A 13,563-nucleotide genomic window follows, 5' to 3' on the forward strand; every position below is an offset into this window, starting at 1 on the left:
CTCTTTCTTTCCATGAAAAGAATGCTTATCAATGCAACTCACCCTGAAGAGTTGCGCGTAGCTCTGGTTGACGGCCAGCGTCTGTTTGATCTCGACATCGAATCCAGCTCCCGCGAGCAGAAGAAAGCCAACGTATATAAGGGTCGCATTACCCGCGTTGAGCCCAGTCTCGAAGCTGCGTTCGTTGATTTCGGTGCCGATCGCCACGGCTTTCTGCCCCTGAAGGAAATCTCCAAGGAGTACTTCAAGAAATCCCCGGGTCAGATTGAGGGCAAGATCAACATCAAGGATGTGGTCTCTGAAGGCCAGGAAGTCATCGTCCAGGTGGACAAGGAAGAACGTGGTAACAAGGGCGCTGCCCTGACGACCTTTATTTCCCTGGCCGGCCGCTATCTGGTACTCATGCCCAACAACCCTCGTGCCGGTGGTATTTCCCGCCGCATTGAGGGCGACGAGCGGGCCCAGCTCAAAGATGCCATGAACAATGTCCAGATACCGAAATCCATGGGCATCATTGTTCGTACCGCTGGCATTGGCCGGACCACCGAAGAACTGCAGTGGGATCTGGATTACCTGGTTCAGTTCTGGGAAGCCATCTCCCAGGCCGCCGGCGAACGCAAGGCGCCGTTCCTGATTCACCAGGAAAGCAACGTTATTATCCGTGCCGTACGTGACTACCTTCGCCAGGATATTGGCGAGGTTCTGATCGATTCCGATGGCGTACATGAGGACGTACTGAATTTTGTCCGCGCGGTAATGCCAACGTTCGAGAACAAGATAAAGCTTTACAAGGACGAAATCCCCCTGTTCAGCCGTTATCAGATCGAAGGCCAGATCGAGACCGCGTTCCAGCGGGAAGTGAAGTTGCCTTCCGGCGGTTCAATTGTTATCGATCCAACCGAAGCACTGGTTTCCATCGACATCAACTCCTCCCGTGCCACCAAGGGCCACGACATCGAGGAAACCGCCCTCCAGACCAACCTGGAAGCGGCCGAGGAAATCGCCCGCCAGCTGCGCCTGCGTGACATGGGCGGCCTGATTGTCATCGATTTCATCGATATGACCCCAGCCAAGCACCAGCGGGAAGTTGAACAGAAGATGCGTGAGGCCCTGGAAATTGACCGGGCCCGGGTTCAGGTTGGCAAGATCTCGCGATTTGGCCTGCTTGAGATGTCCCGTCAGCGTCTGCGCCCCTCCCTCGGGGAAACACGCAGTGAGGTTTGTCCTCGTTGCGAAGGCCAGGGCACCATCCGAGGCATTGAATCCCTCGCCCTGAGCATCATGCGCCTGATCTACGAAGAGTCCTCGAAAGACAAGACCGGCGAAGTGCGGGCTGTCGTTCCCGTGTCCGTTGCCACTTTCCTTTTGAACGAAAAGCGCAAGCAGCTGGCAGATATCGAGGCGCGCCAGGAAGTGAGCGTCGTCGTGGTTCCCGTGCCACATATGGAAACACCGCACTTCGAAATCGTCCGGATGCGCGACGATGAAACAACGCCCGAGCATATCTCCAGCCACCAGGTGGCCCAGGAATACAGCGAGCGTGAAGAGGAAATCTTCGAAGCTCCGGCCGCGGAAAAACCGGTTCGTGAACAGGCAGCCGTACGGGCGGTTCGCCCCAGTGCACCCGCGCCCACTCCGGCACCAAAGGCTGCCGAAGCCGTCGATCAGGAAGAAGGCCTGTTCCGCCGCCTTGGCCGCAAGATTGCCTGCTTCTTCAGCGGAGAAGAAGAACAGCAGACCGAGACCAGCGAAAAGAGCAGAAGCCAGCGTGAGGAACACCGCAATCAGGGCCGCCAGGATCGTCGCAAATCCCGCGTAGCCCGTGGTGACGACCAGCGTTCCGGCGGCAACCGCAGCGGCAACGAACGTCGTCAGGGCGGCCCGCAAGGCCGTGGCGAGGATAACCGCGGTCGCAACCGCAATCGCAACGATGACCCGAACCGCGGAAACCAGAATCGCCAGAGCCCCGAGACCAAGGACAGCGACACCAAAGGCGACAACAAAAGCGACGGCAAGGGCACTGACAACCGCCGGGATAACCGCCGGGACAGCCAGGGCCGTGGGCGCAACAAGCCTCAGCGAGACCCGAAAGATAGTCGGGACCAGAAGGACAACGGCCCACAGGAAAGCGCTGCCAAGCCAGCCGGTGGCGAAAAAACCGCATCTGACGAAAAGCGTCGCAAGCCCCGCCGTCAGCGTAATCGCGATGGCTCTCCGGCGGAAAACCCGGCCTCCACACCAGCGGATCGCAAGGCTGTCCGAAGCGAAAAGCACCAAAAGGATACCCAGCCGGAGGTTAGTTCCGAAGGCGACAAGCCTGCGGTGAAAGCCGGGCAGCCACGGGATAGCCGTGAAAAGGCTTCTGAAAAACCTGAAAACAAGGCAGCCACGCCGATTCAGAAGGACGCGCCGAAGCAAGATCCGAAACAGGGCCAGGCCGACCAGCCTGCTGCTTCAGAAGCGTCTTCTGACAGCCAGGCTCCAGAGCAGCCGAAAGAAGCACCGAAAGCCGCTGACCAGCCGACCGGGAAGACCGGCGACGCTGCTGAGTCCGGCAAAAGCGCGGAGCCCCCTCAAAAGGCAGAAGACAAGAGCGCCAAGCCTTCAGCTGCGGATCGAAAGCCATCAGCGGCTGGGAAAAAGCGCTCCGCGGCCGATAAAAAGCCCTCTGCTCCGGAGAACGAACCCGCAGCCGAAAGCGCTGATCAGGCACCGAAAGTCGAAGCGGAAAAGAAGGCAGAAGCTGAACCAAAGCAACCGGCCAAGGCCGAAAAAGCGCCTGAGACCGCTTCCGGGCAACCGGCCGGCAGCTCTGAAGCGCCGGCCCCTGCCGAAAAGCCGCAAGCGGCTGAAGAGCCGGCACCGCAGTCCACCGCTCCGAAAAAGGCGGCGCCGAAAGAGCAGCCCGAACCGAAGCCGTCTCTGGCCGCAGATGCGCAGCCTGAAAAGACTGAGAAGCCTGCGGCTGAGGCCGCGAAAACGGACGAATCTCCCGAAACACCGGCAGCCAATATTCCTGTTACACCAGGACGTGCCTACAATGACCCCCGAGAGGTCCGCAAGCGCCAGAAGGCTGCGGAAGAGGCCAAAAAGGCCGGGAGTAACTAACTGATGCTATCGAACTCCGACATAGAGGCGCTGGAAGACATTCTCTTTGCCGAACCCTGGGGCGATGACGCCCTGGATTTCTTCGGCTTCCACGGGGTTGTCTGCGCCAGCGTCGTTGGCCCGGCTGAACTGGGGGCGGAAGAAATCTTCCGCCTCGCCACGGGTATCGATGAGGCGCCCGATGGCGGGGTTCCTGAGGTATTCAGGCGCTGTGCCGAGCAGTTGGCCGGAGGCATGGCCCACGCGTTGGATATGGGCCAGGCTCTGGAATTACCGGAACCGGAAGACGGCGACCCCATGAACGCGTTGGAGAATTGGTGTGCCGGGTTCGTGGATACCTTCCTGGAGCACGAAGAACAGTGGCTGGACGCTGCCAGCGAAGAGGAAACCGCCGACCTGATGGTGCCCATGCTTACGCTGTCAGGATTGTTCGATGACGAGGATTTTCAAAAGGTTCGCAACAGCGACAAACTGTCCCGGCAAATGGCCGATGCCATTCCCGATTCACTGACCGATCTGTATCTCCTGTTTCACGCGCCGGATTAAACCGGCGCAGGACTCAGAATTGGCTGCCTGAATGAATGCCAGACCGGCTCAAGCCCGTCTGGCATTTTCGTGATGCGACCAAGCTCACACCAGGGTGCTCCGGGAAAGTGAAAATCACTGCCCTGAGATGCCAACAACCCTTCCCTTCGGCACAGCTCCGCCAGAAATCCCAGATCCCCGCTGGACTGCCCCGAGGTGGAAACTTCAATCGCCTGCCCTTCCGCTCTCCGGAAATCGGCTGTCAGCTCCCGGAGTTTGGTAGCAGTGAGCTGGTATTTCCGTGGATGGGCAAGAACGGCAATTCCGCCCGCCTCATTAATCCAGCGAACCACCTCCGGCAGTTCCGGCCAGTAGGCTTTTACGTCACCGGCCTTGCCGTTGCCGAGGTAACGCTTGAACGCCTGCGCGGAGTTACGCACGACACTCTCGCCAGTCAGGACTGCGGCAAAATGCGGACGGCCCGGGACATCGCCGCCTGCAGCAGCGGTTGCCTGTTCCAGCAGATCATCGATGCCAAGCTTGCTCAGCCGTTCGGCAATCATCCTTGCCCGGGCCCAGCGATTCTCGTTTTGCTGCGCCAGGGCGCTCTGGAATCCGGCATTGTCCGGATCGAAATCCAGCCCAACAACATGAATGGTACGGCTTTTCCAGAGGCAGGACAGTTCCACCCCGGGAATCAGGGTGACACCATGCTTTCCGGCCGCATCCCAGGCTTCGGCGAACCCGCCAATCGTGTCATGATCCGTCAATGCAAGGTGGCTGACACCCCGCTCGGCCGCACGCTCAAGCAGCGCCGACGGCGATAGCGCGCCATCCGAGGCGGTACTGTGGCAATGCAGGTCGATGCACAAAACCGGGTCTTGCGGTATAGTCACGAAACATCCTGAATCAGAGGGTAACGGGCGATATGCCACGGTGGGACATTGTACCAGCCATCCCTGGCGCCGCACGACTGCTGATTATTTGCCAGCCAGTAACGTTAGGAACTTCAATCCGGAGAGCTGAATGTATTACGCCATTATCAGTGAAGATGTCGAAAACAGCCTGCCACTGCGCCAGACGGCGCGACCCGCTCACACTGAGCGCCTGCAGGCACTGAAAGCCGAGGGCAGATTGCTTGTTGCCGGCCCGCACCCCGCCCTGGACACACCGGAACCGGGTGAGGCTGGCTTTACCGGCAGCCTGGTGATTGCGGAGTTCGACTCACTGGAGGCAGCACAGGCATGGGCAGATTCTGACCCCTACATTGAGGCCGGCGTATACGAGAAGGTTACCGTGAAGCCGTTCAAGGCTGTATTACCGTGATCGCTTCCGTTGCAGCATGAGTTTATTGTAATGATGGCTCGCTTGCACAGCAGGGCATCTGTGACAAAATTGCGCTTTTAATCATGCGCGGACTTCATCCAGAGAATTTCAGGGAACGTAACCAGTGACGCTTTTTCGCCTCGCCATCAGTGTGTTGTTTGCAGTGTCGTCAATTGCCGTTGCCCAGGCGAAAACGGTCTGGGTGGACGATCAGCTGTACCTTCCGGTGAGGTCTGGCGCAGGTACCCAGTACCGGATTATCGAGAATGCCGTGCCCAGTGGGACGCCCCTGGAAGTGCTCGATGCCTCCGATTCGGCTTACACCCTGGTTCGCACCCCCAAGGGTACGGAGGGCTGGGTCTCCAGCCAATATCTGAGCGAAACACCCATCGCCGCCGACCGTCTCCGGACAGCCAACCAACAGCTGGAAAATACCCGTGCGGAGCTCGCCCGGGTAAAAGAGCAACTGACCCAGGTAACCAACGAACGGGACGCTCTTGAAAACTCTGAATCGTCGCTTTCGAATCGCTCCCAGGAACTCCAGGAAGAACTTCAGCGCATCAAGAGTATCGCATCCGACTCTATCAATCTGTCGCGCCGCAACCGCGAACTCCTCGAGGAAAACCAGAAGATCCGCAACGACCTTGAGATCCTTACCGCGGAAAACGAACGCCTCGAAGCCAGCAAGGAGTATGACTTCATGCTACTCGGTGCCGGCCTGGTCCTCGGCGGTGTGTTGCTGGCACTGATTATTCCGATGCTCAAACCAACAAGAAAAACTGACAACTGGGCCTGATGCCATGAAGGATTACTCGGAAAAGCGCGACTTTCACCGTATGCAGGTGAACTCTGAAATCGAAATTACCGACAGCCAGGGTAACAGGTTCACCGGCGTCTGCCGCGACCTGAGTGCAGCCGGCATGCAGCTCTATGTCGAGCGCGAGGTAGCCGTTGGCGAAGAACTGCAAACGGTCCTCCACCCCACAAGCGATCAGTTTCCTCCACTGGAAACCGTGTGCGAAGTCATTCGGTGTGAACCGGAGGGTGAAGGCTACCTGCTCGGAACGAACATCAGCGAAGTGACTCGCTGAACAAGAAACGGCGGCCAGCAGCCACCGTTTCTTGTTCCTGCAAGATGGCTTCTGGCTCAGACCAGGGGCTTCTCCGAAACAACAATGCCGTTATTGTCGGCATAGACATAATGACCCGGGTGGAAGGTTACACCGTGGAAGGTAACCGGCACATTCAGGTCGCCAAGGCCGCGTTTTTCACTTTTCCGGGGATGAGTCCCCAGGGCCTGAACGCCCAGTGCGGTGTTACCAATCTCGTCTACGTCCCGGACACAGCCATAGATAATCAGGCCGGCCCAGCCATTGTTGGCGGCCTTCTCCGCCAGCATGTCGCCCAGCAGTGCATGGCGCCTTGAGGCACCACCATCCACCACCATAACCCGACCATTGCCGGGCTGGCCAACCTGTTCCTTCACCACGGAATTGTCTTCAAAGCATTTCACGGTAACGATCTCGCCGCCAAACGCCTTGTTACCGCCGTAGTTGTTAAAGCCGGGCGCCACAACCTGCACTTCCGGAAACTCGTCGCACAGGTCCGGGGTAATAATCTGTGTCACTTTGTCGTTCTCCTTCATCCTGGAAAATGAACTCAGTCGATCTTTTCGTCGGCCAGGAAAAACCAGGTATCCAGCACCGAATCCGGATTCAGGGAAACGGAATCAATGCCCTGATCCATCAGCCACTTGGCAAGATCCGGATGATCCGATGGCCCCTGCCCGCAGATACCAATGTACTTATCTGCTTTCTTGCAGGCCTGAATGGCGCTGGCCAGCAATGCCTTGACGGCGTCGTTACGCTCATCGAACAGGTGGGCGATGATGCCGGAATCCCGGTCCAGCCCCAGGGTAAGCTGAGTCAGATCATTGGAACCGATGGAGAAGCCGTCAAAATGCTCAAGGAACTGTTCGGCCAGAATCGCGTTGGCCGGCAGCTCACACATCATGATCACACGAAGGCCGTTCTCACCCCGCTTCAGACCATTCTCCGCCAGCAGGCTAACCACCTGTTCCGCCTCACCAACGGTGCGAACAAACGGCACCATCACTTCCACATTGGTCAGCCCCATCTCGTTGCGCACCTTTTTCAGGGCGCGGCATTCCAGCTCAAAGCAATCGCGGAACGTTTCGGAGATGTAGCGGGATGCGCCACGGAAACCCAGCATCGGATTTTCTTCATCCGGCTCGTACAGGGTGCCGCCAATCAGGTTGGCGTACTCGTTGGACTTGAAGTCCGACAGCCGCACAATGACCTTTTTCGGCGCAAACGCGGCTGCCAGGGTGGAAATACCCTCCACCAGTTTGTCCACGTAGAAATCGACCGGAGACGAATAGCCCGAAATGCGTTTTTCAACGGTCTGCCTGATGTCCCGGGGCAACCCGTCAAAGTTCAGCAGGGCCTTGGGGTGCACGCCAATCATCCGGTTGATGATGAACTCGAGGCGGGCCAGGCCAACGCCTTCATTGGGCAACCCCTGGAAATCAAAGGCACGGTCCGGGTTGCCGACGTTCATCATGATCTTGAACGGAATATCGGGCATGGAGTCAACGGTATTTTCCCGCAGCTCGAAGTCCAGGGCACCTTCGTAAATCAGACCGGTGTCGCCCTCGGCACAGGAAACCGTCACTTCCTGACCATCTTTCAAAACCTCGGTCGCGTCACCACAACCGACCACCGCCGGAATACCCAGCTCACGGGCAATAATGGCTGCGTGGCAGGTACGACCGCCTCGATCCGTCACGATGGCGGAGGCCCGCTTCATGACCGGTTCCCAGTCCGGGTCGGTCATGTCTGTCACCAGCACGTCGCCGGCCTGAACGCGATCCATTTCCTTGATGCTGGTAATAACCTTCACCGGGCCGCTGCCAATCTTGTGGCCGATACTGCGACCTTCCACCAGCACATTGCCGGTTTCGTTCAACAGGTACCGCTCCATCACGTTGGCGGAGGCGCGGCTCTTGACGGTTTCAGGACGGGCCTGAACGATGTAGATCTTGCCGTCGTCGCCATCCTTCGCCCACTCGATATCCATCGGGCGCTGGTAGTGCTTCTCGATAATCATCGCCTGACGGGCCAGATCTTCCACCTCGGCATCGGTAATGCAGAAGCGGTTACGCTCGTCCTGCCCAACCTTGACCGTTTCCACGAACTGGCCTTCACCGGGGCTTGAATGGTAAACCATCTTGATGGCCTTGCTGCCCAGGTTGCGGCGCAATACCGCCGGGCGCCCAGCCTCCAGTGTCGGCTTGTGGACATAGAATTCATCGGGGTTCACGGCACCCTGGACAACGGTTTCGCCGAGGCCATAAGAGGCCGTTACAAAAACCACATCCCGGAACCCGGATTCGGTGTCGAGGGTGAACATAACGCCACTGGCCGCGGTTTCACTGCGAACCATTTTCTGAATGCCGGCAGAAAGAGCAACCATCTTGTGATCGAAACCATGGTGGACACGGTAAGAGATGGCCCGGTCGTTGAACAGCGAAGCAAACACTTCTTTAACCGAGGTGCGCACCTGCTGCAGCCCCACCACGTTCAGGAAGGTTTCCTGCTGGCCGGCAAACGAGGCATCTGGCAAGTCCTCGGCGGTGGCTGAGGAACGGACCGCAACGGCCATGCGATCATTGCCATCCTGAAGCGCTGAGAACGCCTCTTCCAGGGCCTTTTCCAGGACATCCGGGAAGGGTGTGTCAATAATCCACTCACGAATCTGAGCGCCTACACGGGCCAGCTCGTTGACATCATTGATGTCCAGAGCATCCAGGACATTATCGATTCGCTCTTTCAGGCCGTCTTTGGCCAGAAATTCGCGATAGGCGTGTGCTGTCGTGGCAAAACCACCTGGAACGGTAACACCTGCGTTGGCGAGATTACTGATCATTTCGCCGAGGGAGGCGTTCTTCCCGCCCACCCGGTCGACATCGGACATTCCCAGGTGATCAAACCAGATAATGTAATCTTCCAAAGCACGTCTCCCTTGAGTCTATGAAGCAAAGAGCAAAACCGGGCCAGCGGTATCAAGCGGTAAAAGCAGGCAATATCCACTGCGGGGTCTCGAACTTGGCGTGTATGATACTGTAACCCGCGGAAATTACCTAGGGAACCACCCGCTGAATACGGAACCGGACGATACATCATGAAACGCACTGCTTTTTTCATTTCCGATGGCACCGGCCTGACTGCCGAGGCACTGGGGCACAGTCTTCTGGCCCAGTTTGAAAAAATCGAGTTTGAACGGGTGACCGTTCCCTACATTGCGGACGAAGAAAAAGCCCGCGAAATGGTCACACGCATCAACAAGGCCGCCGAAACAGACGGCGCAAGGCCACTGGTTTTCGACACCATCGTGAACAGCGACATCCGGGATATCATCTCCACAGCCGAGGGTTTCATGGTGGATATTTTCGGAACCTTTCTCAAACCCCTGGAGCAGGAGCTGCAGTCATCTTCTTCCTACACCGTGGGAAAATCTCACTCAATCAATAACGAGGGCAGTTACGAGCGGCGGATCAAGGCCGTCAATTTTGCGCTGGATAACGACGATGGCGCCCGGACACGATATTACGATGAAGCGGACCTGATTCTGGTGGGTGCTTCCCGAAGCGGAAAAACCCCCACCTGCCTCTATCTCGCGCTGCAATACGGCGTCAAGGCCGCCAATTATCCGATTACCGAGGAGGATCTGGAGGATCAGCAGATCCCGGGCGCCCTGAAGCCCCACAAGGAGAAAGTCTTCGGGCTGACCATCGATCCCGAGCGCCTCGCCACCATACGCAACGAGCGCCGCCCCAACTCCCGGTATTCCTCAATCAGGCAGTGCATGCATGAAATCGAGGAAATCGAGCTGATGTACCGGCGTGAGCGCATTCCCTACCTGAATACCACGGCCTATTCAGTGGAAGAGATTTCGACACGGATTATGGTGAGCACCGGGCTGAAGCGGAATCGCTGAAGGGGCGGGAAAAGTGAAAAAGGGGTCATGAAAAAGGGGTCAGATGAAAGCGTTCATCTGACCCCTGTGTGTCCTGCGTTGCACTTCTGCTCTACAGTTCCTGAATAGCCAGGCCGAGTTTCTCCACCCTGGCCCGGTTCTCGGGACTGGTAACAACCGCGGTACTCGCCTTCTCCGGCATCAACCAGGTACTGGCGACACGCCTGATGTCCTCCAGGGTAACTGCCAGAACGCGCTCCCGGAACCGGGCCCTCTGCTCAGGGGAACGACCAAACAGCTTGTTGTGGAACGCATGGCGGGCTGCACCGGCCGGAGAGCGGGGCCGGTCCAGCTGGCCGATGACCCCGAGAATCGACTCTTCGAGCTCCTGGTATTCGTGGTCCGTTTCCTGCAGCCAGATCAGCGCCTTGTCGAAATCCTCCAGGGTCTCTTCCAGGCGGGGATCCCGGTAGGAGAAGAACCGGAAGGTTCCGTTCACGCTGTCCTGCCCGGCACCACCACCGTAGGCGCCACCCTTTTCACGGATGGCACGGTGCAGGTAACCGTTACGCAGGAAACCACCAAGCACGGTCAGCGCCGCTGCATCCGGGTGGTCTACCGGCACAGTACTATAAGCCCTGGCACAGAAATTCACTTGCGTAGACGTCAGCCAGGCCTCTCGGGTGGTATAGCTGACCGGCTCCATTTTCCAGTCAGAGCTCTCTGGCGCGGATGCTTCCTGCCAGCAGGATTTGAGATCGTCAACCATGGCCGGAAGCTGCTCTTCCTCGCCAATCACCAGGAATTCCCGCCCCTGGTTACTGATTTTCTTATGAAGGGCTGACAGTTTCTCGCACAGCGCCGCCAGCTCTTCCGGATCCTTCAGGGCCTGATCCAGCTGCTTGGTGCCCCGGATTCCAGCCAGACCGCCGAGGCGGAATGACAGCCAGGCCCCCGGGCTCATACCCTGGGAGGCCGCGCTCATGGCCAGGGCATGACCACTGCCTGTGACCGCCTGCTCGCGGCGGGCACGGATCTGGGCAATGAGTTCCCGAACCCGCTCTTTCTCATCAAAGCGGGCACTGGTACAGACGTCACGGAGCAACCGGGTCAATGCGCTGCGATTACGGGCCAGAGCCTTGCCATTAAAGATGATGTAACCGGACAGGTCCTGAACATCGTCGATACGCCCCTTGGCACTGAATGCGGCTCCAATGCCGCCGGATTCCGCGGAAATACGGTCCTGCATCCGCAGGTAGTCCAGCTCTCCGCAACCCACCTCGGAGACCAGGGTGGTGTAATACGGTACCAGCAAAAGCTCCTCTTCTGTGAGCGCCGGCACCGGCACCACCACCTGCTCATACACCAGGCCATTGGTTCCGCGGGCATAGGCCGTTGCCGACATCTCGCCGTCGTAACGGCCTTGTGGCTCCGGCATTTGCAGTGGCACATCCGACAAATCGACCTTCGGCAGAATGGAGTCGTCGTCCTTGCGCATCTGGCGCTCTTCCAGCGCGCCGGCGCGCTCGACAATCATCCGCACCTCATCCCCGGTAAGTTCGGCCTTACGACGAGCCAGCGCTTCCCGGACAGCGTCCTGGCGATGGCTCTCCAGCTTTTCGTCCGGGCGCAGTGTGAGTGTCACCCTGTGGGGGTTTTCCAGCAGCTTTTTGCGAATCAGGCCGGGCACATACCCGGGATTCCGGATCTTCTCTCGGAGTGTTGCCAGCACCGGCTCCAGATCGAGCAATTCAACCGGGTCGCCGCCGTGAACCATCGGACCAATCGCGCTCATGATCAGTTGCAGACCATAGGGGAACTGGTCACCGGCGATTTCACGCTGATGCAGTTCCAACTGGTGCAGGATGGCTTCCAGCCGTTCCTCACTGACGCCCTCCTCCACTACCTTGAGCAGCGTTGCCTCGACCAGTGCTTCCAGTTCTTCGTGTTTGCCGGGTTCGCTGCCTTCAATACCGCAGACGAAGGTCATCTCGCGATTGGAATCCTCCAGGCCACACATGGGCGATGGCGAGTGGCCGAGCCCGGTGGTTTCCAGGGCCCGCATCAGGGGCGAGGCACTGTTTTCGAGAAGTACTGCGGAAAGCAGCTGCCCTTCCAGGTTTTCCTGAAGATCGAAGCTGTGGCCCAGGAGCCAGCCAACAACGATGTGGGTCTTGTTGTCTGTACCCTCACCTTCGTTGACCGCATAGCCCTGTTCCACCCGAACCGGAGCATACATGCGCTTTTCGTCCCGGACCGGCAGGTCAATGTCGAGCCGGTCAAAGCGCTTTAGCGCCAGCTCCTCGAACTTTTCATGGTGCTCGCGAGCCGGAATATCGCCGTAGGTGGCAAAAATCGCGTTGCTGGGGTGATAGTGGTGGCGATAGAACTTCATCAGGTCATCGTAGCTGAGGTCGACAATATGGTCCGGTTCACCACCGCTGTTGTAGTGATAGGTGGTGGTGGGGAACAGATGGCTGCTCAGACTCTGCCATAGCTGGGATGTGGGCGAACTCATGGCACCCTTCATTTCGTTATAGACAACCCCCCGATAGACCAGATCGGTGGAAGGATCTTCCGGCTTTTCGAATTCCAGGCGATGGCCTTCCTGGGCGAAATCCAGCGGATCCAGCTTGGAAAAAAACACACAGTCCAGATACACCGACAGCAGGTTGTTAAAATCTTTCCGGTTCATGCTGGCAAAGGGATACGCGGTCCAGTCGCTGCTGGTAAAGGCGTTCATGAAAGTATTCAGTGACCGCCGGATCATCATGAAGAACGGATCGCGAACCGGATAACGTTCGCTGCCGCAGAGTGCGGTATGCTCAAGAATATGGGCAACGCCGGTGGAATCCATCGGGAAGGTACGCAGGGCCACGAAGAACACGTTCTCATCGTTATCTGCCGCCAGATGCAGGTGCCGGGCCCCGGTTTTCTTGTGGCGATACTCCTCAACCTCGAGATTGAGCGTGTCAATCCGGTGACTGCGAAGCTTCTCAAAGGCCGGGTGGGTTGCGTTGTCGATCACTGCAGCCATTCAATCTATCCTGTCTTTAAACAATTGGAGAATTGTAGGGTAACACGTAGTATCGATTATCATGCATCACTCCCGTAGCGATAAGGTACCCCACCAACCCATGACAACACCTGCACCTCATACCAAGGCTGTTGATGCCCCCGAGGTCGCTGCCTACTGGGCAGAACGACGCCGATATCTCAACCGCATACGAATGATTCCGGAAACCAGACAGCGTTTCTGGCGGGAAGTTGCCATCTACCTGCTCCGTCGTGTGCTCTGGTCATTCGGATTTTTCCCGGTATTCCTGGCCTTCTGGATTCCGTTCGTGATGGCCAGCTTCAACCCTGTTGTCATGGCATCCGATCTGATTCCTCTGCTGGAGGATTTCGTCAATTCCAACCCGGAGGTGCAGGCCACCACCATCAGTAGCCTTTTGATTGCCTGGGCATCAATCGGATTCTTCTTCCTGGTGTTTGATTTTGTGCTCACCCCTTTTAAGTCGCCTTATGAATACGAAGCCGATGTGTACATGAAATCATGGGAACAGCTCAACCATGACCAGCTTCCGGATAAAGTGTGATTTGGCC

General features: G+C 57.8%; 11 protein-coding genes. 7 read left to right on the forward strand and 4 right to left on the reverse strand.

All coding sequences use genetic code 11. The annotated features are described in order from the left end of the window. Positions 1-12 precede the first annotated feature (12 nt). Positions 13-3,108: a ribonuclease E gene (gene rne / locus NLK58_RS04905; RefSeq protein WP_341582180.1), complete on the forward strand. Its 3,096-nt coding sequence runs from the start codon at positions 13-15 to the stop codon at positions 3,106-3,108. Between the two features lie 3 nt (positions 3,109-3,111). Next, positions 3,112-3,654: a YecA family protein gene (locus NLK58_RS04910; RefSeq protein WP_117617522.1), complete on the forward strand. Its 543-nt coding sequence runs from the start codon at positions 3,112-3,114 to the stop codon at positions 3,652-3,654. Here NLK58_RS04910 and NLK58_RS04915 read toward each other — a convergent pair. After that, entirely contained in the window at positions 3,651-4,529 is an 879-nt protein-coding gene (locus NLK58_RS04915) for a PHP domain-containing protein (protein WP_341582181.1), read from the reverse strand. The genes NLK58_RS04910 and NLK58_RS04915 overlap by 4 nt on opposite strands. A 130-nt stretch (positions 4,530-4,659) precedes the next feature. On the opposite strand from NLK58_RS04915, the gene NLK58_RS04920 reads away from it, so the two are divergent. From NLK58_RS04920 to NLK58_RS04930, 3 genes are all read left to right on the forward strand, one after another. Beyond that, the gene (locus NLK58_RS04920) at positions 4,660-4,959 is read left to right on the forward strand and encodes a YciI family protein (protein WP_117617524.1); all 300 of its coding nucleotides are present in this window, start codon (positions 4,660-4,662) and stop codon (positions 4,957-4,959) included. A gap of 124 nt (positions 4,960-5,083) precedes the next feature. Beyond that, on the forward strand, positions 5,084-5,755 hold the full coding sequence (locus NLK58_RS04925; RefSeq protein WP_117617525.1) for a TIGR04211 family SH3 domain-containing protein: 672 nt from the start codon (positions 5,084-5,086) through the stop codon (positions 5,753-5,755). A 4-nt stretch (positions 5,756-5,759) separates the two neighbouring features. Then, positions 5,760-6,050, forward strand: coding sequence for a PilZ domain-containing protein (locus tag NLK58_RS04930; protein ID WP_117617526.1), 291 nt, complete (start codon positions 5,760-5,762; stop codon positions 6,048-6,050). A 56-nt stretch (positions 6,051-6,106) separates the two neighbouring features. On the opposite strand, the gene rraA is transcribed toward NLK58_RS04930, so the two are convergent. Continuing rightward, complete coding sequence (rraA, locus tag NLK58_RS04935; protein ID WP_341582182.1) at positions 6,107-6,586, reverse strand: ribonuclease E activity regulator RraA; 480 nt, start codon at positions 6,584-6,586, stop codon at positions 6,107-6,109. A gap of 32 nt (positions 6,587-6,618) precedes the next feature. After that, complete coding sequence (gene ppsA / locus NLK58_RS04940) at positions 6,619-8,955, reverse strand: phosphoenolpyruvate synthase (protein ID WP_376788081.1); 2,337 nt, start codon at positions 8,953-8,955, stop codon at positions 6,619-6,621. A 207-nt stretch (positions 8,956-9,162) separates the two neighbouring features. Between ppsA and NLK58_RS04945 the strand changes: the two genes are divergently transcribed. Beyond that, complete coding sequence (locus NLK58_RS04945; RefSeq protein WP_117617528.1) at positions 9,163-9,978, forward strand: pyruvate, water dikinase regulatory protein; 816 nt, start codon at positions 9,163-9,165, stop codon at positions 9,976-9,978. A gap of 91 nt (positions 9,979-10,069) precedes the next feature. Here the strand turns inward: NLK58_RS04945 and NLK58_RS04950 are convergent, their stop codons facing one another. Further along, the gene (locus NLK58_RS04950) at positions 10,070-12,994 is read right to left on the reverse strand and encodes an insulinase family protein (RefSeq protein WP_341582183.1); all 2,925 of its coding nucleotides are present in this window, start codon (positions 12,992-12,994) and stop codon (positions 10,070-10,072) included. 100 nt (positions 12,995-13,094) lie between these two features. Between NLK58_RS04950 and NLK58_RS04955 the strand changes: the two genes are divergently transcribed. Beyond that, positions 13,095-13,556, forward strand: a complete 462-nt coding sequence (locus NLK58_RS04955; protein ID WP_117617530.1) for a hypothetical protein — start codon at positions 13,095-13,097, stop codon at positions 13,554-13,556. The last annotated feature ends 7 nt before the right edge of the window (positions 13,557-13,563 follow it).

Origin of the sequence: Marinobacter metalliresistant, from assembly GCF_038098645.1 — a bacterium.
Lineage (GTDB): Bacteria > Pseudomonadota > Gammaproteobacteria > Pseudomonadales > Oleiphilaceae > Marinobacter > Marinobacter metalliresistant.